A 20,371-nucleotide genomic window follows, 5' to 3' on the forward strand; every position below is an offset into this window, starting at 1 on the left:
ATGCCGGAAGGCCACACCCTCCACCGGCTCGCCCGGCTCCACCGCCGCCGCTTCGCCGGCGCACCCGTCGCCGTGTCGAGCCCGCAGGGCCGCTTCGCCGCGAGCGCGGCGGCCATCGACGGCCACGTGCTGTTGCGGGCCGAGGCCCACGGCAAGCACCTGTTCCACCACTACGGTCCCGGGCTCGTCGTGCACGTCCACCTCGGGCTGTACGGGACGTTCAGCGACGAGCCCCTGCCCGTCGAGGCTCCGCGCGGGCTCGTCCGGATGCGGATGGCCGGGGCGACGCACTACGCCGATCTGCGCGGCCCAGCGGCCTGCGAACTGATCACGGCCGCCGAGGCCAAGGCCATCCGCGCCCGGCTCGGTGCCGACCCCCTGCGTCGCGACGCCGATCCGGACCGCGCCTGGGAACGGATCTCGCGCTCCCGTGCCCCGCTCGCCACGCTGCTGATGGACCAGTCGGTGATCGCCGGGGTCGGCAACGTCTACCGGGCCGAGGTCCTCTTCCGCCACGGGCTCGACCCCCAGCTACCCGGCCGCGCACTGGAGAAGCCACAGTGGGACGCGCTGTGGGCCGATCTGGTGGCTCTGATGCGCGACGGTGTGCGCCGCGGCCGGATCGACACGGTCGCCCCCGAGCACGATCCCCGGCGGATGGGCCGCGCCCCGCGCCAGGACCGCCACGGCGGCGAGGTGTACGCCTATCGCCGTGCCGGGCACCCCTGCCTCGTCTGCGGCACGCCGATCGCGCACGTCGAGCACGGTGCACGCAACCTGTTCTGGTGCCCGACCTGCCAGCCGGCAGCGACCGCCTGACGATCACGTCCCCGGCCCGGCAGCCGCGACATGGACACGTGTCGCTGACCCACCTGCCCCCGTTCCGCGATGTGTGTCCATGTCGCGGGGTCACCGGCTACGTGACGAGGAGGGCTGCCAGTTCCGACGGCGCCGTGACCATCGCGTCGTGGCCGGTGTCGATCGTGTCGAGCCGCCACTTCGGGTCGTCGGCCGCGGCGGCCGCGAACCCGGCGAAACTGTCATGTCCCGGCTTCACGGTGCAGTGGATGAAGCGATGGGGCAGGTCGGGCACCGGGTCGTGCGGGAGCGGCTCCGACAGACCGCCGATGGGGTGCGGGCGCAGCCGGGGTCGCACCCACGCACGGTCGGCCGGGTCGGTGACCGCCCAGCTGTCGAGCGCCGTGTCCCAGTCGTGCACGATCCGCCCGAGGTCGTCGACCATGTCGAGGAAGTACTCGCGGCGCCCCGCCGACATCGTGTCCAGGACCGACCGGCCCGGCTCCGGCACGAAAGCGTCGAGGTGCACGACCTCGCGGAGGCGATCGGCGCACCGCTGGGCCACGCCCCGGACCACCGCCCCACCCGCGCTGTGCCCGACGAGCACGACGTCCCTCAGGTCGTCGAGCTCCAGGACCGCGACGACGTCCTGCACGTGCGTGCCGAGGCCGATCGACGGGGTGGCGAGGTGGGCCCGGTCGCCCACCCTCGTCAGTGTCGGCGTGTGCACGTCGTGGCCATGCTCGAGCAGGAGCGGGGTGACACGCCGCCAGCACCAGCCGCCGTGCCAGCCACCGTGGACGAGGACGAACGTGGTCATGAGCGGAGCCGGTCGGCCGACGGCGAGGTGGCCTGCGAATGTCCGCCCGTGATTACCGGAAGCGTGGTCAGTCCGTTCACCAGCAGCGCGGGGCTGCGGGCGGGGTCGGCATCGGGCTCGGCGAGATGCAGGTCAGGGAACCGGGCGAGCAGTGAGCCGATCGCGATGCGGGCTTCCAGCCGGGCGAGGGGTGCGCCGAGGCAGTGGTGGATGCCGTGGCCGAACCCGATGTGCTGGGCTGCGTCCGCACGACCGATGTCGAACTCGGTGGGACGTTCGAACCGGGCGGGGTCGTGGTTGGCGCTGAAGAGCACCGGGATCACCACCTCACCGGCGGGGATCGTGACGCCGGCGAGTTCGACGGGTGCCGTGGTGACGGACGGGATGGCCACCTGCACCGGCGCGTCGTACCGGAGCATCTCCTCGATCGCGGCGGGCAGCCGCGCCGGCTCGGCGCGGAGCAACTGGAGCTGGGCGGGATGCATCAGCAGCGCGTACGTGCCGAGCACGATCAGGTTGGCCGTGGTCTCGAACCCGGCGAGGAGCAGCAGATTGACCATGGACGTGAGCTCGTCCTCGGTGAGCCGGTCGCTCCCGTCCCGCACCGCGATGAGATCGGACAGGAGGTCGTCGGCCGGCTCGGCACGCCTCTCCGCGATCAGTTGGCGGACGTACGTGACGAGGTGCTCAGCGGCGTCGACGTAGACGTCCGCCGGGTACACCGACCCGTTGATGGCGATCGTCGTCCACGTGCGGAAGTCGTCGCGCATATCGGCGGGTATGCCGAGCATCTCGGCGATGACGGCGATCGGCAGCGGGTAGCCGAACGCCGCCACGAGATCCACCGGCGAGCCATCGGCTCCGGCGGCCTCGACGTCGTCGATCAGTGCATCGGTGATCGCCTGGATCCGTGGCGCAAGGGTGTCGACCCTGCGGCGGGTGAACGCCGCGGACACCAGACGCCGCAGGCGGGTGTGGTCGGGCGGGTTCCTCATGAGCATGTGCGAGTCCCGTGCCGCGCCGAGCTCGGCCGGGACCTCGTCGAGATGCGGGCCGTCGAGATGCGGCTTGACGACGTGGGGGTGGGTCAGCAGCTCACGGGCCTCGGCGTGGCCGGTGATCAGCCACACCCGCACGCCCGTGAACAGCACCGTCTGCTGTACCGGCCCCGACGCCGCCAGCTCGGCGTAGGCCGCCCTCCGTGCCGACGTACTGGTCTCCGTGAAGGGTGACGGACCCGCCCCGACGATCATCGTCCAACCGTACGGGAGCCCGGTGCCGAGCGGCGGTGCCTGGCCCGCGCCCGGTGCGGCCCGTGAGGCAGGCGTCAGAAGTCGCCGAATCCTCCGCCGAAGTCGCCTCCGCCGAAGTCGCCGCCGAAGTCCCCGCCCCCGAAGTCGCCGGGGTCGCCCGCTCCCGGGTCGCCGCCGTCGAAGCCGCCGTCGGTGCCCATGTCGCCCTGGGCGGCGCCGTCGGCGAACCCGTCGGCGTAGGCCACCCCGGACATGCCCGAGAACAACGAGGTGAAGAGCAGGGCCGAGCCCAGCCCCCACGCCCCGGCCACCAGTGCCGGGCGCCACCACGGCTCGGAGTACCAGCCGCGAGGAACCGGCCGTCCGGCGACCATTCCGCCGGGGTAGTAGTGCCGGTTGCGCTCGGAAGCCTCCGGGGAAGCGCTGTAGGAGTGGCCCTCGACGTCGACGTTCCGGTCCTCGGTGACGGCACCGGCGCGCTGCTGCCCGGGCAGCGGGGGCAGGTCGGGCCCCGGGTCGATGCCCATCGCGGTGCGGGCCGCGCGCACGTAGTAGAGGCCTTCGTACGCCGTCTCGGTGACGTGTCGGGCCTGGGCGTTGGTCTTGGCCTGGTCGAGTTGCGAACCCGCGGCGTTGTACCGCTCGGCGGCATCGGCGAGCGCCTGCTTCGACGCCTCGTCGGTGCCGACCAGATTCAGCACCTGGCCGCCCAGCCGCTCGACCCAGCGCCGCGCCTCGGACTTCGCGTCCTCCAGCTCACGCTCGCGCGTGGCCGCGCGCTGGCGGATGAGCCAGACAGCGCCGGCAACTATCAGTACCAGGACGACCACGGTGAGTATCGTGCCCGCCATTCCCCACCACTCCCTCGCAAACAGTCAACTTGGACAACGCGGGTAGCCAAGCCATCGTTCCCCTAGGCTCCCACTTGTGGGCGATCCCAAGGCGATCGAATGCTGGATGACCGACATGGACGGGGTGCTCGTCCACGAGGGCAGGCTGATCCCCGGAGCCGACGCTTTCGTCTCGCGGCTGCGCGAGGTGGGCAAACCGTTCCTCGTGCTCACCAACAACTCCATCTATACCCCGCGCGACCTGCAGTTCCGGCTCCGGTCGAGCGGAATCGACCTGCCGGTGGAGTCGATCTGGACCTCCGCGCTGGCCACCGCCACCTTTCTCGACGACCAGCGGCCGCAGGGCAGCGCCTATGTGGTGGGGGAGGCAGGGCTCACCACCGCGCTGCACGAGATCGGTTACGTGCTCACCGACAATTCACCCGACTACGTGGTGCTCGGTGAGACCCGCACGTACAGCTTCGAGGCGGTCACCACGGCGATCCGGCTGATCCGGTCGGGCGCCCGGTTCGTGGCCACCAACCCCGACGCCACCGGGCCCTCCAGCGACGGCGTGCTCCCGGCAACCGGCGCGGTGGCCGCCCTCATCAGCCGCGCCACGGGGGTCAGCCCGTACTTCATCGGCAAGCCGAACCCGTTGATGATGCGGGCCGCGCTCAACCGGGTGCAGGCCCACTCCGAGACCACCGTGATGGTCGGCGACCGGATGGACACCGACATCGTCGCGGGGCTGGAGGCGGGAATGCGCACTGTTCTCGTGCTCACCGGGATCATGCAGGCCGACGAGATCGACCGATTCCCCTACCGGCCGTACCGGGTGGTGCCCTCCATCGCCGATCTCGTCGACGAGATCTGAACCACTGGAGCGGTCACACGGCGCAGGTCGGTGCCCCGCGAAGGGCCGAGCCCCGGAAAATGACAGCCGTGTGATTTAGCATCGGGCTCCATGGACATCACGATCACCACCAGCTGGTGGAGCTGCCCGGGCTGCAGCGTGGAGGTGGAACTGCCGGACACGGCGGTGTCCGGCTGCCTGGTTCCCTGCCCCGACTGCGGCGATGCGATGACCGAGCAGTGGCAGTGGGACACCGCCGCCTGATCGAGCCCGGCAGCGGCAGCTCACCGGCCCACAGGCGTCCCCTCGACGACGTGCGGCCGCGTGACCTGCAGGAACGGCGTGAGAAGGTCCGGCACCGCCCGCTCGGCGACGAGGAGCCCGTCACTCACGCCGACGTCGATGATCGAGTAGGCGCCGGCGCCCGCGGCGGTCGTCGCGCTGAGCGTCAGGAGGCCGGCGTTGCGCTGGAAGATCGACTGCTTCGCCGTCCAGCCGATGATCCCGCTGCGCTGCAGGGCCACGGTCGCCCGTCGCGTGGTGCCGCTGCGGGCCACGAGGTACTCGGTGGTCAGACCGTGGCCGAGGCCGCGGTAGGCGTCCAGGGCGAGCAGCACGGCTGCGGGCACGAGCACGAGCGCGGCGATCCACGCCACGTGTAGCAGCACCTCGGTGAGGAGCAGCCCCAGCACCGCCAGCACGGCCACGGGCACGACGGCGGTGCCGACGGCCCAGCGCACGCGGCGGCTGCGGGCCGTCGCCGGATGAGCCGCGAGGCTGATCGACGTGGGAGGAGCGTCGGGTTCCCGCAGAACACCGGCGGCCACCCGGTCCGCCACCGCACGGGGTGCGGCGGGCAGCAGCGTCCGGTGGTCGGTCTTGTCCTTCTCGGACGGTGTCACCATCCCGGTCGCCACGGCGTCGACGCGGGCGGCACCGGCGAGGCGCGCGCCGAGCGGCTCCACGATCTCGACGCCACGCAGGCGCCGTTCCTCCAGAGAGATCGAGCGGGTGGTCAGCAGCCCCCGCTGGACCCGCAGGGTGCCCCCCGGCTCGCGGTCCAGCCGGTAGGACCACCACATCTCCACGAAGAGGGCGAGCGAGCCGATCACGCCGATCACCAGGGCGATCGCCGCCAGCACGACGACGGTGGTGACGAGCGGTACACCGCGGAAGAGCGCGATCGCCCAGCCGATGACGCCGTCCTGTAGGCCGAACCAGTCCGCCACGTTGAGCACGACCCCGAACGCCCCGCCGCCGAGCACGGGGGTGAGGAAGGATAGCGGCGCGTACCGGATCCATGCCGGGTCGAGCCGCGCGAGCGAGCCGTCGGTGGTGACGTCGGTCGCCCGGTCGAGCAGCGTGCGGCGTAGCTCCTCGGCCATCTGCCTCGTCACGGGGCGCAGCCTGACCGACCCTTCGGATCCCGACTGCTCGCCGGTGCCGACCAGCACCTGGACGAGTCCGAACACCCGCAGGAGCGGGTCGGCCGTGACGTCCACGGTGCGGACACGGTCGCGGTGCAGCGAGCGGCGCCTGCTGACGAACACCCCCGTGTGCAACTCGACCCGCTCGGGCGTGACGCGGTAGTGCGTGCGGCGCCACCGGAGGTGTTCGAGCACGCAGGAAGCGGCGACGACGAGCGCAGCCACCGACAGCACCCACAGCAAGGCGGTCCCGAAGGACGTGACGCGCGTGATCCAGTAGGTCGCGGGCACCGCCGCGCCCGCGCATCCGCCGGCGACGATGAGGGCGGTGACCGCGACCGTGCGGCGGTCGAGCGTCGCCCACTCCGGGCCGGTCATGTCGCATCCCCGGCCGTGGCCTGGGTGGTCTCGGTCAGCCGTTCCGCGACGTCCGCCGCGGTCTGCTGGTCGAGGCCTTCGATCTTCACCGCTCCCTTGGCCGACGCGGTCGTCACGGTCACCGTCGCGAGGCCGTAGTGCTGTTCCAGCGGGCCGCGCTGCGTGTCGACGGTCTGGATGCGGGACAGGGGCGCCACGCGCCACTCCTGCCAGAAGTAGCCGGAGCGCGTGTAGACCGCGGTGTCGGTGACCTCCCAGCGGTGCAGGCGGAACCACCACCGCGGTAGGAGCAGCGCCAGCGGGAGTCCGGCCAGCACCAGTACCGCCGCGGGCATCAGCAGCCAGAACCGGGCCGGCTCGATCAGCAATCCGAGCACGACGAGCACCACGACCGGCACGGCGAACGTCAGCGCGATTCCTGCACGCCACCAGGCCACCGCACGGGGGTCGACCTCGTTGCGAGGCGGTCGTAGTCGTACCTCTGCCGGTTCCGAGTGTGACGTAGTCACCGTTTCTCCCCCCGTTGTCATGCGATCGCATCGTATAAGCTCGGGGTGCGGCTTCGCAATGCGAGCGCATGATGAAAGGACAGGGGTCGGTGCCCAAGCTGGTTGATCACGATGAGCGAAGGCGCGAGATCTCCGCCGCGGTATTGCGGCTCGCGGCCAACGAGGGGCTCGAATCCGTGAGCTTGCGCCACGTCGCGGCGGAGGCGGGCATCTCGATGGGGTCGGTGCAGCACTACTTCGACAGCAAGGACGAGATGCTGCTCTTCGCCCTGCAGCACCTTGCCCAGCAGCGCGAGCAGCGGATCACCGAGCGGCTCTCGGTCGCCCCCGACCCGCCGACGGTGCGGTCGGTGCTACGGACCTGCCTGGTGGAGGTCCTGCCCACTGACGAGCAACGACGCTCGGAGTGGCTGGCCGGAATCGCCTACTTCATCCGGGCTCTGAGTGAATCGCAGGTGGCCGCCGCGATGGCCGAGAGCGTGCCGAAGCTCATCGCGTTCTTCGCCGACCAACTCGGCATCGCCCGGCGCGCGGGCGACCTCGCCCCGGGCGTCGACGTCCGGCAGGAGGCGATCCTGCTGTGGTCGATCGTCGACTCCCAGGCGACGGCCGTCGTGCTCGGGCAGCGCACTCCGGACGAGGCCGTCGCCACGGTGGACTACTACCTGGACAGGTTGTTCACTCCGTCGGGAAGTGCGACTTCGTGATCACTCCGTGCACGCCGACCGTTCGGTCCACCACCTGCGAGACCGTGAAGTTCGCCGCGGCCGAGAGATAAGCGTATGCGGTGGCGCGGTCCATGCCCTGGTCGTGCTCGAGGAAGTCGAGGGCGTTGACCACGGCCCGCCGCATCGCGGCGTCCAGGTCGCTGCCCTGCCCGTTCGCGGAGCCGTCCGGGTCGGACAGGCCGATCGGCACCCACGCGTCGGGCGTCTCCGCGAACGGATAGCGGTAGGCGACCGAGGGTGCGTCGCCCGAGCCGGGCTTGCACACCGTGAGCCGGAAGGTGGCCCGAAGCGACCCCTCCACCGCGGTGAGCGCCACCTCGCCGTCGCCCATCGCGAGGTGCGGATCGCCCACGTAGAACAGTGCGCCCTCACCGTGGACGGGCAGGTAGAACGCCGAGTCCGGACCCAGCAGCCGGATGTCGATGTTGCCCCCGCCCAGCGTCGGCGGGATCGAGTTGAGCTCGGGTGCGGTCTCGCCCGCCGCCGTCGTGTGCGCGACGCCCATCGTCCCCATGAACGGCTGCAGCGGGAACACCACCTCGCGCCCACCCGAACCCAAGGGCATCACTCCGACCGCGCTACCGTCCTTGCCCTCCCGGACGCTTGTGAAGACCGAGACGTTGCCGTAGCGCAGAGGGTCCTTCGTCGCGCGGCCGTCGGCGGCGACAGGTGGCATCACCTCATCGAGCGTGATGCCCGCCGGAGCGCCCCCGTCGGCGGTGCGGGCCAGCGCCCCCTTGCCGTGCCGGCTGGAGACCACCCCGTACGGCACGCGCGGCACGGCGGACAGCGTCTCGACCTTCAGCACGTCGCCGGGTTCGGCACCTTCGACGAAGATGGGGCCGGTGATCACGTGCGGACCGTCGACGTCGAAGTTGCGCGGGGTGCGGCGGTAGTCCCGGGCGATCGCGATCGCGTCGGTCAGCACGTCGCTCTCGGGCACGTGGTGACCTCCGAAGTACGCGACGGGATCGCGGCCCTGGTCCTCCAGGATGCCCTCGTGCGAGACGGTGTCGATCGTCACCGTCTCGCCCGATGCGATGCGCAGGGACGGCGTGGCTCCGATCGCCGGGACGTATCCCCAGCGGACATCGCCGGGGGTGGAGGGCAGGTAGTGATCGCCGTGGATGGGTCCGGAGCCCGGCTGCAGAGGTTCGGTCGGTGCCGAGGCGGGCGCGGCCAGGGCGGGAGGGGTTCCGAGCAGCGTCGACCCCACGGTGACGGCGGTGATAGCGGTGGCGGCGCGCAGGAACCCGCGCCTGCCGATGCCCTCGACGATGAGTGCGCGTGCGGCAACCGGATCAAGAGGGGAGCTCATGCGCGAATCTTCATGTTTCTCGTTATCGCCGGCGTTACCCACCATGTCGGACGGATGAATCCACCGGATCGGGCGCAGCTCGTCGGGCGGAGGAGCAACTTCGGCTCCGTCGTGGTTGGATACGAGGAGGTCGTTCAGTTTCGGTGTTCGTGTGATTCACGCTCGCGGGAACAGGTTGGTGGGGGAGTCGGCGTCGACACGAGATGTCGATAAACCCACCAGGGCCGGCCGGGACACGCACGGTGCGGGTCCCACCGTCAGCTAGGAGCACATCGCATGGCGCAGGGAACTGTGAAGTGGTTCAACGGCGAGAAGGGCTTCGGCTTCATCTCGGTCGACGGGGGCGGCGCTGACGTCTTCGTCCACTACTCCGAGATCGACGCCTCGGGCTTCCGCAGCCTCGACGAGGGGCAGCGCGTGGAGTTCGAGATCGGCCAGGGCACCAAGGGCCCGCAGGCCACCGGCGTTCGCGTCGTCTGATCCACCTCGCTCAGCAGGAGCCCGCCGCCCTCAGGGGAGGCGGGCTCCCCGCGTTTCTGGCTGATCCGTCCCGCCACACCGTGACGAACAGGTGGGTGACGGCGCAGGTCAGCAGGGCGGCGCCCAGGACGTGCACGGCCACCAGCGGGACCGGCAGCCCGAGGGCGTACTGCGCGTAGCCGATCGCGGCCTGCACCAGCGATGCGCCCAGCAGTAGCAGCGTGGCTCGCCGCTGTGCCGAGGGCGCGCCGGTCATCCGGAGCGCCACGAGGGCTGCGATCTGGAGTGCGAGGAACACCAGGACGGCGTCGGCGTGCAGCTGGCTCAGAGCCGCCGGGTCGAGTCCGAAGCGGCGGGCGCCCTCGTCGCCGGCATGCGGGCCGCTGCCGGTGACGAGCGTGCCGAGGACGAGCACCGCGGTCAGCACGACCGGAAGAGCCGCGACGAGCCAGGCGATCCCCCGATGCTCGGGAGCTCCGAGGCGTGCCGCGGGACGTCGCAGGACGTCGACCAGGACCGTGACCCCGGCGATGATGATCATGCTGACCAGGAAGTGGACGGCCACGATCTCGGGCGCGAGCTCCTGGCGGACGCTGAGCCCGCCGACGAACCCCTGTGCGATCACCAACGCCAGCGTGCCGATCGCGAGCGCCGTGGCCGATCGTGGCCGCGGGCGGTGGCGCAGCACCGTGATCAGCACGAGCAGGGTGATCAAGCCGACAGCGATCCCCACCACCCTGTTGGCGAACTCGACGGCTCCGTGGAGTCCCATCTCGGGAGTGGCCACGAAGGAGTCGTCGGTGCACCGGGGCCATGTCGGGCAGCCGAGGCCGGAGCCGGTGAGCCGCACGAGCGTCCCGGTCAGGACGATCACGATGTTGGCCACGAGCCCGGCGACCGCCACTCTCACGGCGGTACGGCGACCTGCCGGGGCGACCACATCTGTGGAGTCGCGCCGGTGCTCGTTCACGGCCGAATCACAGCCCCACGTCCGCGGCGGTAAGGGGGCGGCCGGGAAGGGGAGTGCCCGTGTGGGCGCGAAGGCCGTCGAGCACCAGCGCGGTGCAGCGTTCCCGCGCCAGTTCGGCTGTCTCCTCGTCCTGTAGGGGCACCGGTCGGACCAGCAACGTGAACAGCATCGACACGTCGCCGGTGTCGACGTCCGTGCGCAGGGCGCCCTCGGCCTGTGCGGCGTGCACCACGTTGTCGAGCACCTCGATCATCGCCCGGCGGAGCTCGCTGCTCTCCTCGTCGTCCTTGACGATGGTCTTGGCGGGCTGCGCCGCCGTGGTGAGCCGGACGATCAGCCGGAGCTCGCGTGACTGGCGCAGGACGCGCACCAGCGCCTGCCAGGCCGTCGGCTCCTCCGCGAGAGCGGCGCGTGCCTCGGCGACCGAGATGGTGAGGCTCTCCCTGACCACGGCACGGATCAGGGCTTCGCGATCGGGAAAACGGCGGTAGAGGGTGCCGACCCCGACTCCGGCGGCGCGCGCGATCTCTTCCATCGGCACGTCCGGTCCCTGTACGGCGAACCATTGCTTGGCGGCAGCCACGATCTGATCGCGGTTGCGGCGTGCGTCGGCTCGCAGCCCGGTGACTTCCGCCGTCATGTGATCACCTCTCGCAGGTCGCCGGGATTGTTGCACAACGTCCGAATTTGATCGGCTCCTGCTCTCGTTAGGTGGACGAAGGACTTCCGCTTGCGTACGGTGAAGACGTAAGTGGAGGGAAGGCCTCCAGATGGTAGCCAGTCCGATATGGGGTACCGCCGTGACACAGGCCGTGGAGCAGAACGTTCCGAGCTTTCCGATGCAGCGCCAGTGCCCGTTCACGCCACCACCGGAGTACCGGAAGCTGCGTGAGGAGTCGCCGATCGCACGCGTCCTGCTGCCGACGGGCCGCCACGCGTGGTTGGTGACCAAGCACGAGGACGTGCGCTCGATCCTGATCGACACACGGTTCAGCTCTGACCGGAACCATCCCGATTTCCCCCGCTTGATCGAGCTGATGCCCAACAGACGGGTGTTCTCGCCGTCGATCATCTCGATGGACCCGCCCGAGCACGGTCCTGCCCGCCGCGCCGTGGTGGGCGACTTCACCGTGAAGCGCACGCGGGGGCTGCAGCCGCGGATCCAGGAGATCGTCGACGACGCCATCGACGCGATGCTCGCCGGACCTCAGCCTGCCGACCTCGTGCAGGCGCTCTCGCTGCCCGTGCCCTCGCTGGTGATCTGCGAGCTGCTCGGTGTGCCCTACGCGGACCACGAGTTCTTCCAGACCCGTTCGAAGCTCCTGATCGCACGTAGCACCAGCGGCGAGGTGCGGCAGCAGGCGGTGGAGGAACTGCAGCGCTACCTCGGCGACCTGGTGACGTCGAAGCAGCAGGAACCCACCGACGACCTGATCGGCCGGCAGGTGCTCAAGCAGCGCGAGAACGGCACGGAGGATCACGAGTCGCTGGTGTCGCTCGCGTTCCTCTTGCTGATCGCGGGGCACGAGACCACCGCCAACATGATCTCGCTCGGCACCATCGCCCTGCTCCAGAACCCGGGCCAGCTCGCGATCATCGCGAACGACCCGAGCAAGACCCCGGAGGCCGTCGAGGAGCTGCTGCGCTACTTCAGCATCGCCGACACCGCGACGGCCCGGGTGGCCACCGAGGACGTCGAGGTGGACGGGGTGCAGATCAAGGCGGGGGAGGGCGTTTTCGCGCTCAGCTACGCCGCCAACCGCGACCCGCAGGTGTTCCGGGACCCGGATGCGCTCGACCTCGAGCGCGGGGCACGGCACCACGTGGCGTTCGGGTTCGGTCCGCACCAGTGCCTCGGGCAGAACCTCGCCCGCGCCGAGCTGCAGATCGTCTTCGACACCCTCCTCCGGCGCGTTCCCGGCTTGAAGCTGGCCGCCCCGGTCGAGGACCTGTCGTACAAGGACGACGCCATCGTCTACGGCGTCCACGCACTGCCGGTGACCTGGTAGCCCTCACTCCGTCGACGAGGGCGCGCGGGTCTCGTCGTGGACCCAGCGCAGGTAGGCAGGGTGACCTGCGGTGATGGGGAGCGCGATCACGCAGGGAACGTCGTCGGCATGGTCGCGGTCGGCCCGGGCGACGATCTCGGGGACGAGCGAGGCGCGCGTGTGCAGGCCCACGCGCGCCTGCGCCTCGTCGTGGACCGTGCCCTCCCAGCGGTAGATCGCTCGGATGGGCGTGATGGTGTGTCCACATGCGACGAGGCGATCCTCGACGAGCGAGCGCGTGAACCCGGCGAGCCAGTCGGCGCTCTCGGCGGTGATCACGACCTCCGCGCAGTCGAGGTCGTGGTCGGTCGGCTCGGTCATCGGGCGCCCTTCTCGTCGTCACGCCTCCCGCGCGGGGGGCGTTCGTCGCGTCTGCCCGACTGCTGCCAGGCTCGCTTCCCGTGATCGATGACTTCGCGAAAGAGTACCTGCACGGCGACCTACGCGATGTGCGAGCGACGATGCTCTGGAAGATCGAGGGGCTCTCCGAGTACGACGCTCGTCGCCCGCTGACCTTCACAGGAACCAACCTCCTCGGCCTGATCAAACACCTGACGAACACCGAGGCCAGGTACTTCGGCGAGGTGTTCGGGCGCCCCTTCCCCGAACGACTGCCCTGGTGGGGCGAAGACGCCGACTACGGCGCCGACAAGTGGGCCACCGAGCACGAGTCGCGCGCCGAGGTCGTCGACCGCTACCGGCGCGCGTGGGAGCACTCGGACGCGACGATCGCCGCACTCGACATCGATTCGCCCGGCCACGTGCCCTGGTGGCCGCGTCCGGACGTGAAGCTGTTCAACGTCATGGTCCATGTGCTCACCGAGACCAACCGCCACGCCGGGCACGCCGACATCCTGCGTGAGCAGCTGGACGCCACCGTGGGAACGGACGCGGGGAACACGGGTCCACAGGAGCGAGGCACTGCCTTCTGGGACAACCACCGCGCAAAGATCGAGCAGGCAGCCAAGGCATTCGATGAGACTCAGGCCTGAGCGAGACGTGTTCGTACGTGTGTCGCCGTGACACGACTCGGCACGTAGCGCGGCTGGTGGTCGGGGCGGGCCGGCGCATCGGCCGGGTGATCGCCCATCCCTGACATCATCGAGCGGCCTGGTTGATCGTCCAGGCCGGCTCCGACGTCGTCGGGGTGGCGGGATGCACGGCCCCTCGCTCCCAAGCCACGGCAGGCAGTTCGAACTCAGTGGTGACGTGCGACCTTGCCTCCTGCGGGGGTGTGGCCGGGGTCGGTCGGGGGTGGGCTCGTTGCTACACGGCTGCTACATGGCGGGCCTGCGCTTGACCCCCAGGCACTCGCCGGGCCGCTTCGCGCTGGCCCTTCTCGGCCCGCGTGCAGGTCATCAGTCCGCGGTCGTCCAGGGTGGCCCACGCCGCGGCGCGCCGATTGTCACTCACCCTGGCCCCGGGTTGATCAACAGCGTCCCGTCTGGCTCGCCTGCCTCTGAACCAGAGACGCCGCACCCTGTTCGCCCACCTCGCCCGCTGCATCCCTCGCCCTGCCCGGCCGTCCCGGAGCCCGGCCCGCCCGGCGAGGACTCTCGCATTGTCACGCGCTATGGGTCAGCCCTTCGTCTCGCGGACGTCCGTTCCCTGCTCGGCGAACGCCTTGAAGTCCAGCATGTGCTGTCGGGACTGCTTGCGGAAGGCACCGCGCATGAATGGCCCCACCAGTCGCAGCGGCAAGCTGCTGAACCGGTACTCGTTCTCGCTCTCCCACAGCGTCTTCTCGGGACCGGCTTCGATCAGGCGTTCACGCGCGGCGTTCCACATGCCGTTGCCGACGATTTCGCGGTCGAAGTGAACGACGCTGGCTCTTGGGATCCCGTGCAGGTTCGTCGGTTCCAGGCGCGTGATGGTCTCGGTGCACTCCATCTTCTGCTGCCCCATCTGCATCACGACGCGCGACTTGGTACCGACCTGCCCATGCGTCCCATTCAGCGGTTCGTGCAGCACCAGGCCTCGCAGCCACTTCGGCATGTGTGCGGGGTCGGCGAGGAGTTGGGCGACCTTCTCCTGCGGCAGGGCGATCTCGATCGAGACGGTGTACTTCATGGCCGAGTGCTCCAGGTTCTCCTTGTGACGGGATGCGCACCAGCGCCAGCTTATATTAGCACGACCTTATATTTTTTCCGCCGCCAGCAGCGCGCATCTCGGCGGGCGACCTCGAACAACGCTGTCACCCGAAAAGGGCTCCTGTGCAGGAGCGGGCGGGACGTGTGGTCCCAGATGGGTCTCAGCGCGTCGACGCTCTGTCGTTCGCGCACGACCACGGACTCGTGTTCCCGACCTCCATCGGGACCACGATGGAGCCGCGCAGTCTGAACCGGCACTTCGACGGCATCCGCACGCGCGCCGGGCTTCCCTCCGTACGACTGAACGACTTCCGGCATACCGTCGGCATGCTGCTGCTGGAGCTGGATACCCCACCGCATGTCGTTCAGGCGATCGCCCGGCATGCGGACCTCGACGTCACGTTGGGCATCTACGCCCATACGAACCTCGACGCGATGCGCGAAGCGCTCGACAGGATCGACTGGGTGATGAAGTGAGCACCCGTTGCTACACGGCTGCTACATCCGCCGGGTACGAACGGCCTGGTAGATCGTTGGTCAAGCTGTTGACCTGGTCGGGGTGGCGGGATTTGAACCCACGGCCCCTCGCTCCCAAAGCGAGTGCGCTACCAAGCTGCGCCACACCCCGTCGAACGAAGTCTATGCGTTCGCCATGAGTCGTGGCGTGCCGCCTCCCCGGGCGAGTTCCGACACCCGTCCTGATCAGAACGGGTACCGGCTGTGACAAGGTCAAAAGCGGACCCGCGGGCGGGTGGTTCGGCCCGCGGTGATGGACTTCCGCGACCCCTGGCGTGTTCGAACCGTTCGATGCCTACGTGTCACGTGGCGCTTCGGCGCGGGGCTGAACCGATGACTCCCTCGCCATCGGCGGTGACAGGGTGAACATGTGAGGTGCGGGGAGGATGCGTGGGGGAGTCCGCTAGGCTGGGCTCGTTCCTCGGACAACGAGGGGCACGCGGGCGTAGCTCAATGGTAGAGCCCCAGTCTTCCAAACTGGCTACGCGGGTTCGATTCCCGTCGCCCGCTCCACCCGATCTACCAGCCATTACGGCGCCCACCCCCCCCGCCCTACGAACGGGCGCCGCATGGCTCTGTGCGATTAGCTGGCTTCGGCGCCGTCCTCGGGGGCCTCGTCCTCGCCCGCCGTTGGCAGGCGTTCACGCTCGACCATCGCGGCCATCTCCTGCGCAATCCGGCGGTCCCGCTCGGTGCTCGCGTGTTGGTAGATCAGCGCCGCGCGCATCGAGCCGTGGCCCATGCGATGCATGAGTTCACGGGTAGTGGCGCCGGGGTTGGCGGCGAGCTGGTTGCCGGTGTGTCGGAGGTCGTGGAAGTGGAAGCCGGCCGGGAGACCGGCCTTCACCACGGTCTCCGGCCACTTCGTCGCCCGGCCGAAGTTTCCGCGGCGGAGCATCGCGCCCCGCTCCCCTCGGAAGACCAGCCCTTCGGGGCCGGCGCCGGCATGGGGCTTGATGTGGGTGCGCAGTTCCTCGACGAGGAATGGGGGTAGAGCGATATTGCGTACGCCAGCCGCCGACTTGGGCGGCCCCGCTTGCATACCCCCTCTGCTGAGCTGAGCGAGCCGACGGCGGACGTGCAGGGTCCCCGACGCCAGGTTCACGTCGCAGCGACGCAGTCCGACGAGCTCCCCCCAGCGCAGCCCGGTGAATGCGGCCGCCAGAACGAGAACGCGGAACCGATCAGGCATTCGGTCCGCGACCGCGAAGACCTGCCGGACAGTCGCGGTCGGACGCTCGAGCAGTCCGGTGCTCCCCGGCTCCCTTGATCCGACATGGGTTTCGCTTGATCCGGCCATCATCTACCGCGGTATTCAGAATGGCTCGGACCAGGCAGTACGCCTTGGCGGTGCGGTCCTCGGATCGCCCCTTGCTGAGCAGGGTGGGCCTCCAGGTCCGAACGACTCCGGTCGACAGTTCGGCCAGTTCGATCGAGCCGAGGAAGGGCTCAACGTGGTGTCGCGACAGCGCCGGACAGCGGGGGAGTCTCCCTTGGCCGCCATTGTCGAGTCGACCATCGAGAACGCGATCCTGCGCCCAGCAGAGCTTACTTGCCGCACTGCGCCGCTCCGTTATCGAACTGTCCAAGATCGACACCCCACCGCTTGACGCAGGACGTCAGCGTATGACGCCGGTCGCCCAGCAGATTGGCCTCTCTGCTGGGGTAACCATCACGACCCGGCACCACGCTCACGGCTGCCGGTCTGCCGCTGAATCCGCCCGCAGCGCGGACTCTTGCCCCACCTCATCTCGGACTCGGGCCTGCGCCAGATTCGGGACCACGCCGTCCTCGACATCGAAACTGTGGATGGGGCGCAGAGTCGAGACGTGTACCTGTTCCCATCCTTGTGGTGCCCCCGGCAGGATTCGAACCTGCGCTCCGCCTCTGGAGGAAGGGCCTACGGGGCGATCGTCCGCGCGATCCCGTTACGTACAGTGTAGGAACAATGATCCCTCATCGTCCCTGATGCCGGCGTACTAACGAGCATTGGTCTGCGCACCCAAGGAGATCTGCCCCCGCGGAGCGGGGTGTCAGCGGTTGTTGGTGAACTGTTTCTGACTGGGCGGTATCAGCCTGCGGTGGAGCGAGTATCGCGGCGGGAAAGGTTTCGGGATGCACCGATGCGAGGCTGTCATGAGGATAAGCTTTACATTCAGCGGCGAGTTGAGGCCCAGGGTCGACACCGACCGTCCTGACCAGCGCGGTGCGTGCCGGAACCGCGGGCAGAGCGAGCCCGCACCTGCTACTGGAAGAAGGTCGGAGATGGTGGAGAATCCCGATTTGCGGGGTCGTGGATGATGTTTTCGGTTCGGCCGTCGGAGGAGGAAATTCAGCGGTACCGCGCATTGGGAGTGTGGCGCGCGGACACTGTGGTGGAGGACGTCTTTCGATGGGCCGAACAGACTCCCGATGCTCCGGCGGTCCTGGCGTTTCGGGACGGGCTGGTAACGCTGACCTACCGGGAGCTGGCCGGCTGGGTCGAGCGGTTCGCGGCCGCGCTGGCGGAGCTGGGCGTCGGTGCGGGTGACGTGGTGTCCACTCAGCTGCCCAACTGGTGGCAGGCGCTGGCGCTGGCACTGGCCTGCTGGCGTCGGAGCGCGGTGTTGGCATCGGTGATGACCACCGTTCGGGGCCGGGAGCTGGAGCGGATGCTAGCCAGGCTGGGGGCCGGCATGTTCATCACCATCGACCGCTGGGAGGGCTACGAGCACGCCGCCACGGTGGCCGAGATGGCGCCTCGGCTGCCAGCGCTGCGCCACCGGGTGGTGCTCGGCGACGTGGTCAACGACGACGAGATCGACTTCGTCCAGTTCTTCCAGGAGCAACCGCACCCTGACCTGGCCACCGGTGCGACGGATCCCGACGCGGTGGCGCTGGTGCTGTTCACCTCCGGCACCACCGGTGAACCCAAGGGGATACTGCACACCCTGAACACCCTGTACGCCGACATGGCGCCCAAGCTGCCCGGTGACCGTGCGAAGTTGCGTCGGTACACACCCCAGTCATTGATGCATGGGCTCGCACTGTGGTCCGCCTCGCTGTCGTTGACCACCGGTGGCGCCACATTGCTGGTCGAGCGCTGGGAGGCCCGCCGCGTCGTCAGGCTGCTGACCGAGACCGGCATCGAGCAGCTGGTACTGGTGCCCTCGTTCCTGAGCGAGCTGCTCGCCGCCGTGCGCGAGGACGGCATCCGGCTGCCTCAGCTGCGCGAGCTCACCGCGACGGGCGCCGCGATCTCGCCCGAGCTGGTGACGGAAACGGCCGAGGTGCTGGGCTTGCCGCTGCTGAATCAGTGGGGGATGACCGAGGGCGGACTCATCCTGACCGGTCCCGAGGACCCGCCGGACTGGGCTGCCCGCAGTATCGGCCGCCCCGGCGTCGGCACAGAGGCCGAGCTACGCCCGATGGTTGCGGACGGGCCGGTCAACGCGGAGAACCCAGGCCGGCTCATGATCCGGGGCGGCTCGGTGTGCCTGGGCACCGTGGGACGCGACAGCGGGACGCTGCGGGTGCTGGCCGAGCACGACGAGGGCTGGTACGACACCGGGGACCTGGCCGTCCCGGACGGCCGGAGCGGCTATCGGCTGGTTGGACGGGCCTCGGATCGGATCGGCGGCGCGTTCATGATCCCAGTTGCCGACGTGGAGGACGCGCTGCGCGCGCATCCCGACATCACCGACGTCGCGGTCGTCGGGCACCGGAACGACCTCGAAGGGTGCGCGGTGCTGGTGAGCACTGCGCCGGTCAGCCTGAGCGACGTGCGCTCCTACCTGTCCGGTCTCGGCATGACGGAGTGGTACTGGCCGACCCGGGTGGAGCGGGTCGAGGCGTTGCCGCGCAACCACATGGGAAAAGTGGAGAAGGCCCGGCTGCGTGCCTGTATCGCCGGCGAGGCCAGGTAGGTACGGCAGCGGGGGAAGTCATAGCCCTTGTCAGCATGCAGCTTCGCGGGCAGGCGCCGGGCTGTCCGCGGCGCCTGCAGGCCCTCACGCACCCGGGCGCATGCAGGGTGGGCGTTCAGCCCGGCCGCTCCCAGTTGAAAGTTTACGCGTGGTGTCTCGAGCCGGACGGCGTGCGATTAGCGTGCGATTAGCCTCGGTACGACACGGTCACTCAGGGGCAGCGCAGCCGGGCTCTGGTCCCGGGCGGACGGCCATACACACGATCGGGCACGGCCTTCCAAACTGGCTACGCGGGTTCGATTCCCGTCGCCCGCTCCACGCTGTCTACCAGCTACTACGGCGCCCACTCCCGATCATGAAAGTGGGCGCCGGATGGCTCTGTGCGATTAGCTGGCTTCGGTGCCTTCCTCGTGGACGTGGTCGTCGCCCTCCATCGTCCAGCGTTCACGCTCGACCATCGTGGCCATCTCCTGCGCGATACGGCGGTCCCGCTTGGTACTTGCGTGTTGGTAGATCAGGGCCGCTCGCATCGAGCCGTGGCCCATGCGGTGCACGAGTTCTCGGGTGGTGGCACCGGAGTTGGCGGCGAGCTGGTTGCCTGTGTGCCGGAGGTCATGGAAGTGGAAGCCGGCCGGGAGACCGGCCTTCACCACGGTCTCCGGCCACTTCGTCGCCCGGCCGAAGTTTCCGCGGCGCGGCATCGCGCCCCGCTCCCCCCGTCCAGACGGCGATCAAGCAGGATCGTCCCAGGGCCGCGCGAGTCTCGTCGGGCCAGCCTTCGCTTAGCTGTTCCTGTACCTCACGTTCGACGCGTAGGGAAGCAACGTCCTGTCGACGACGTACTGCGTGCCACGGTCAAGTTCCTCGGCGGTGGGTACGAACGCACGCAATGCCTTCCCCATGAGTGGGGTCATGGCAGAGATCGCCCTGTAGGCGTTCACGATTCCATCCCCATGTCGGTGCAGGTTGCCCATTACGCGCCGCGCAACCGGTGGCCGACCCGCACGCCGACCCCACTAACGATCATGCGCCGGACGCTCTTGATCCGAAAATGATGTCGGGGACGTGTGAGCGGGATCGTCGGTCGGGAGCAGGACGTCTACTACGCGCAGGTCGCAGCAGACTCGGCCCCGGGGTATCGCGATCTCGGGATTGCAGCTGCAGGAGTTCCAGCTGGCCGTTTCGTCACGCCGTGGCTTCCGATAGCAGAAGATCAGAGTGGGTCGACACTTGTTGTCGATAGGAGGCGTGGTGACCGCAACGGAAATCTGATCGAGATAGACAAGGTCGATTCCGACTACAATGCCCACACTTGGCCAAGTCTGACGTTTCTGCTGGACGCTGTTGCGGTTGCGCTGGAGGCCAACTCTATGGTCGCTGGTAGCAGGTACAAGCCGTCGATTCGAGCAGGCGAGCTGGCCTGGACCAGAGTAAAACGGCAATGA

22 protein-coding genes, 2 tRNA genes and 1 pseudogene are annotated in these 20,371 nt (G+C 69.3%); 11 read left to right on the forward strand and 14 right to left on the reverse strand.

Annotated elements, in window-relative coordinates:
* Window positions 1–819, forward strand: a complete 819-nt coding sequence (locus tag MMF94_RS33330) for an Fpg/Nei family DNA glycosylase (RefSeq protein ID WP_241041422.1) — start codon at window positions 1–3, stop codon at window positions 817–819.
* Between the two features lie 97 nt (window positions 820–916).
* Here the strand turns inward: MMF94_RS33330 and MMF94_RS33335 are convergent, their stop codons facing one another.
* The 3 genes from MMF94_RS33335 to MMF94_RS33345 form a co-directional block, all read right to left on the reverse strand.
* Window positions 917–1,618, reverse strand: coding sequence for an alpha/beta fold hydrolase (locus MMF94_RS33335; RefSeq protein ID WP_241041423.1), 702 nt, complete (start codon window positions 1,616–1,618; stop codon window positions 917–919).
* Window positions 1,615–2,871 (reverse strand): cytochrome P450 family protein, encoded by a 1,257-nt coding sequence (locus MMF94_RS33340; RefSeq protein WP_241041424.1) that lies wholly within the window; start codon window positions 2,869–2,871, stop codon window positions 1,615–1,617. Before MMF94_RS33340 ends, MMF94_RS33335 begins: the two co-directional genes overlap by 4 nt.
* Window positions 2,872–2,945: 74 nt before the next feature.
* Window positions 2,946–3,722: a hypothetical protein gene (locus MMF94_RS33345; RefSeq protein WP_241041425.1), complete on the reverse strand. Its 777-nt coding sequence runs from the start codon at window positions 3,720–3,722 to the stop codon at window positions 2,946–2,948.
* 115 nt (window positions 3,723–3,837) lie between these two features.
* Here MMF94_RS33345 and MMF94_RS33350 point away from each other — a divergent pair, with 115 nt between their 5' ends.
* Together MMF94_RS33350 and MMF94_RS33355 are read left to right on the forward strand one after the other, a co-directional pair.
* Window positions 3,838–4,578: an HAD-IIA family hydrolase gene (locus MMF94_RS33350; RefSeq protein WP_241041501.1), complete on the forward strand. Its 741-nt coding sequence runs from the start codon at window positions 3,838–3,840 to the stop codon at window positions 4,576–4,578.
* A gap of 90 nt (window positions 4,579–4,668) precedes the next feature.
* Window positions 4,669–4,821 carry a hypothetical protein gene (locus MMF94_RS33355; RefSeq protein ID WP_241041426.1) on the forward strand — a complete coding sequence of 51 codons (153 nt, stop codon included), beginning with the start codon at window positions 4,669–4,671 and terminating at the stop codon, window positions 4,819–4,821.
* 20 nt (window positions 4,822–4,841) lie between these two features.
* Here the strand turns inward: MMF94_RS33355 and MMF94_RS33360 are convergent, their stop codons facing one another.
* The gene (locus tag MMF94_RS33360; protein ID WP_241041427.1) at window positions 4,842–6,362 is read right to left on the reverse strand and encodes a PH domain-containing protein; all 1,521 of its coding nucleotides are present in this window, start codon (window positions 6,360–6,362) and stop codon (window positions 4,842–4,844) included.
* Window positions 6,359–6,871, reverse strand: a complete 513-nt coding sequence (locus MMF94_RS33365) for a PH domain-containing protein (protein WP_241041428.1) — start codon at window positions 6,869–6,871, stop codon at window positions 6,359–6,361. Before MMF94_RS33365 ends, MMF94_RS33360 begins: the two co-directional genes overlap by 4 nt.
* Window positions 6,872–6,960: 89 nt before the next feature.
* On the opposite strand from MMF94_RS33365, the gene MMF94_RS33370 reads away from it, so the two are divergent.
* Entirely contained in the window at window positions 6,961–7,578 is a 618-nt protein-coding gene (locus tag MMF94_RS33370; protein ID WP_241041429.1) for a TetR/AcrR family transcriptional regulator, read from the forward strand.
* Here the strand turns inward: MMF94_RS33370 and MMF94_RS33375 are convergent.
* Window positions 7,550–8,917, reverse strand: coding sequence for an acetamidase/formamidase family protein (locus MMF94_RS33375; protein WP_241041430.1), 1,368 nt, complete (start codon window positions 8,915–8,917; stop codon window positions 7,550–7,552). The two genes, MMF94_RS33370 and MMF94_RS33375, sit on opposite strands and share 29 nt — an antisense overlap.
* 276 nt (window positions 8,918–9,193) lie before the next feature.
* On the opposite strand from MMF94_RS33375, the gene MMF94_RS33380 reads away from it, so the two are divergent.
* A complete protein-coding gene (locus MMF94_RS33380; protein WP_169395190.1) occupies window positions 9,194–9,397 on the forward strand; it encodes a cold-shock protein in 204 nt (67 codons plus the stop codon).
* A gap of 10 nt (window positions 9,398–9,407) precedes the next feature.
* Here the strand turns inward: MMF94_RS33380 and MMF94_RS33385 are convergent, their stop codons facing one another.
* The gene (locus tag MMF94_RS33385) at window positions 9,408–10,367 is read right to left on the reverse strand and encodes a COX15/CtaA family protein (protein WP_241041431.1); all 960 of its coding nucleotides are present in this window, start codon (window positions 10,365–10,367) and stop codon (window positions 9,408–9,410) included.
* A gap of 7 nt (window positions 10,368–10,374) precedes the next feature.
* The gene (locus MMF94_RS33390) at window positions 10,375–11,007 is read right to left on the reverse strand and encodes a TetR/AcrR family transcriptional regulator (RefSeq protein ID WP_241041432.1); all 633 of its coding nucleotides are present in this window, start codon (window positions 11,005–11,007) and stop codon (window positions 10,375–10,377) included.
* 199 nt (window positions 11,008–11,206) lie between these two features.
* Between MMF94_RS33390 and MMF94_RS33395 the strand changes: the two genes are divergently transcribed.
* Window positions 11,207–12,376 carry a cytochrome P450 gene (locus MMF94_RS33395; protein WP_241041502.1) on the forward strand — a complete coding sequence of 390 codons (1,170 nt, stop codon included), beginning with the start codon at window positions 11,207–11,209 and terminating at the stop codon, window positions 12,374–12,376.
* Between the two features lie 3 nt (window positions 12,377–12,379).
* Here the strand turns inward: MMF94_RS33395 and cutA are convergent, their stop codons facing one another.
* Entirely contained in the window at window positions 12,380–12,736 is a 357-nt protein-coding gene (cutA, locus tag MMF94_RS33400; protein ID WP_241041433.1) for a divalent-cation tolerance protein CutA, read from the reverse strand.
* An 80-nt stretch (window positions 12,737–12,816) separates the two neighbouring features.
* On the opposite strand from cutA, the gene MMF94_RS33405 reads away from it, so the two are divergent.
* A complete protein-coding gene (locus MMF94_RS33405; RefSeq protein WP_241041434.1) occupies window positions 12,817–13,407 on the forward strand; it encodes a DinB family protein in 591 nt (196 codons plus the stop codon).
* Between the two features lie 586 nt (window positions 13,408–13,993).
* On the opposite strand, the gene MMF94_RS33410 is transcribed toward MMF94_RS33405, so the two are convergent.
* Window positions 13,994–14,485 (reverse strand): SRPBCC family protein, encoded by a 492-nt coding sequence (locus tag MMF94_RS33410; RefSeq protein WP_241041435.1) that lies wholly within the window; start codon window positions 14,483–14,485, stop codon window positions 13,994–13,996.
* Window positions 14,486–14,649: 164 nt separating this feature from the next.
* On the opposite strand from MMF94_RS33410, the gene MMF94_RS33415 reads away from it, so the two are divergent.
* Complete coding sequence (locus MMF94_RS33415; RefSeq protein ID WP_277398877.1) at window positions 14,650–14,982, forward strand: tyrosine-type recombinase/integrase; 333 nt, start codon at window positions 14,650–14,652, stop codon at window positions 14,980–14,982.
* 74 nt (window positions 14,983–15,056) lie between these two features.
* On the opposite strand, the gene MMF94_RS33420 is transcribed toward MMF94_RS33415, so the two are convergent.
* A tRNA-Pro gene (locus tag MMF94_RS33420) sits at window positions 15,057–15,133 on the reverse strand.
* A gap of 327 nt (window positions 15,134–15,460) precedes the next feature.
* Here MMF94_RS33420 and MMF94_RS33425 point away from each other — a divergent pair.
* Window positions 15,461–15,534: transfer RNA gene (locus MMF94_RS33425), tRNA-Gly, on the forward strand.
* 70 nt (window positions 15,535–15,604) lie between these two features.
* Here MMF94_RS33425 and MMF94_RS33430 read toward each other — a convergent pair.
* Window positions 15,605–16,213, reverse strand: a complete 609-nt coding sequence (locus MMF94_RS33430; protein ID WP_241041437.1) for a tyrosine-type recombinase/integrase — start codon at window positions 16,211–16,213, stop codon at window positions 15,605–15,607.
* Window positions 16,214–17,321: 1,108 nt separating this feature from the next.
* Here MMF94_RS33430 and MMF94_RS33435 point away from each other — a divergent pair.
* A complete protein-coding gene (locus MMF94_RS33435; protein ID WP_379660611.1) occupies window positions 17,322–18,926 on the forward strand; it encodes an AMP-binding protein in 1,605 nt (534 codons plus the stop codon).
* Here the strand turns inward: MMF94_RS33435 and MMF94_RS43855 are convergent.
* Window positions 18,896–18,985: pseudogene (locus MMF94_RS43855) on the reverse strand (IS5/IS1182 family transposase); the annotation flags it as partial. The gene MMF94_RS33435 and the pseudogene MMF94_RS43855 sit on opposite strands and share 31 nt — an antisense overlap.
* Window positions 18,986–19,312: 327 nt before the next feature.
* Window positions 19,313–19,627, reverse strand: a complete 315-nt coding sequence (locus MMF94_RS33440; RefSeq protein ID WP_241041439.1) for a tyrosine-type recombinase/integrase — start codon at window positions 19,625–19,627, stop codon at window positions 19,313–19,315.
* Window positions 19,628–19,993: 366 nt separating this feature from the next.
* Between MMF94_RS33440 and MMF94_RS33445 the strand changes: the two genes are divergently transcribed.
* Complete coding sequence (locus tag MMF94_RS33445) at window positions 19,994–20,371, forward strand: SMI1/KNR4 family protein (RefSeq protein ID WP_241041440.1); 378 nt, start codon at window positions 19,994–19,996, stop codon at window positions 20,369–20,371.

It is taken from the genome of Pseudonocardia alaniniphila, from assembly GCF_022524485.1.
Taxonomy (GTDB): Bacteria; Actinomycetota; Actinomycetes; order Mycobacteriales; family Pseudonocardiaceae; genus Pseudonocardia; species Pseudonocardia alaniniphila.

Bases quoted from the DNA above. Each gene is read 5' to 3' on its own strand.
- MMF94_RS33330 (WP_241041422.1), top strand. From the start codon at position 1: ATGCCGGAAGGCCACACCCTCCACCGGCTCGCCCGGCTCCACCGCCGC.
- MMF94_RS33335 (WP_241041423.1), bottom strand. From the start codon at position 1,618: ATGACCACGTTCGTCCTCGTCCACGGTGGCTGGCACGGCGGCTGGTGC.
- MMF94_RS33340 (WP_241041424.1), bottom strand. From the start codon at position 2,871: ATGATCGTCGGGGCGGGTCCGTCACCCTTCACGGAGACCAGTACGTCG.
- MMF94_RS33345 (WP_241041425.1), bottom strand. From the start codon at position 3,722: ATGGCGGGCACGATACTCACCGTGGTCGTCCTGGTACTGATAGTTGCC.
- MMF94_RS33350 (WP_241041501.1), top strand. From the start codon at position 3,838: ATGGACGGGGTGCTCGTCCACGAGGGCAGGCTGATCCCCGGAGCCGAC.
- MMF94_RS33355 (WP_241041426.1), top strand. From the start codon at position 4,669: ATGGACATCACGATCACCACCAGCTGGTGGAGCTGCCCGGGCTGCAGC.
- MMF94_RS33360 (WP_241041427.1), bottom strand. From the start codon at position 6,362: ATGACCGGCCCGGAGTGGGCGACGCTCGACCGCCGCACGGTCGCGGTC.
- MMF94_RS33375 (WP_241041430.1), bottom strand. From the start codon at position 8,917: ATGAGCTCCCCTCTTGATCCGGTTGCCGCACGCGCACTCATCGTCGAG.
- MMF94_RS33380 (WP_169395190.1), top strand. From the start codon at position 9,194: ATGGCGCAGGGAACTGTGAAGTGGTTCAACGGCGAGAAGGGCTTCGGC.
- MMF94_RS33390 (WP_241041432.1), bottom strand. From the start codon at position 11,007: ATGACGGCGGAAGTCACCGGGCTGCGAGCCGACGCACGCCGCAACCGC.
- MMF94_RS33395 (WP_241041502.1), top strand. From the start codon at position 11,207: ATGCAGCGCCAGTGCCCGTTCACGCCACCACCGGAGTACCGGAAGCTG.
- cutA (WP_241041433.1), bottom strand. From the start codon at position 12,736: ATGACCGAGCCGACCGACCACGACCTCGACTGCGCGGAGGTCGTGATC.
- MMF94_RS33410 (WP_241041435.1), bottom strand. From the start codon at position 14,485: ATGAAGTACACCGTCTCGATCGAGATCGCCCTGCCGCAGGAGAAGGTC.
- MMF94_RS33430 (WP_241041437.1), bottom strand. From the start codon at position 16,213: ATGCCTGATCGGTTCCGCGTTCTCGTTCTGGCGGCCGCATTCACCGGG.
- MMF94_RS33435 (WP_379660611.1), top strand. From the start codon at position 17,322: ATGTTTTCGGTTCGGCCGTCGGAGGAGGAAATTCAGCGGTACCGCGCA.
- MMF94_RS33440 (WP_241041439.1), bottom strand. From the start codon at position 19,627: ATGCCGCGCCGCGGAAACTTCGGCCGGGCGACGAAGTGGCCGGAGACC.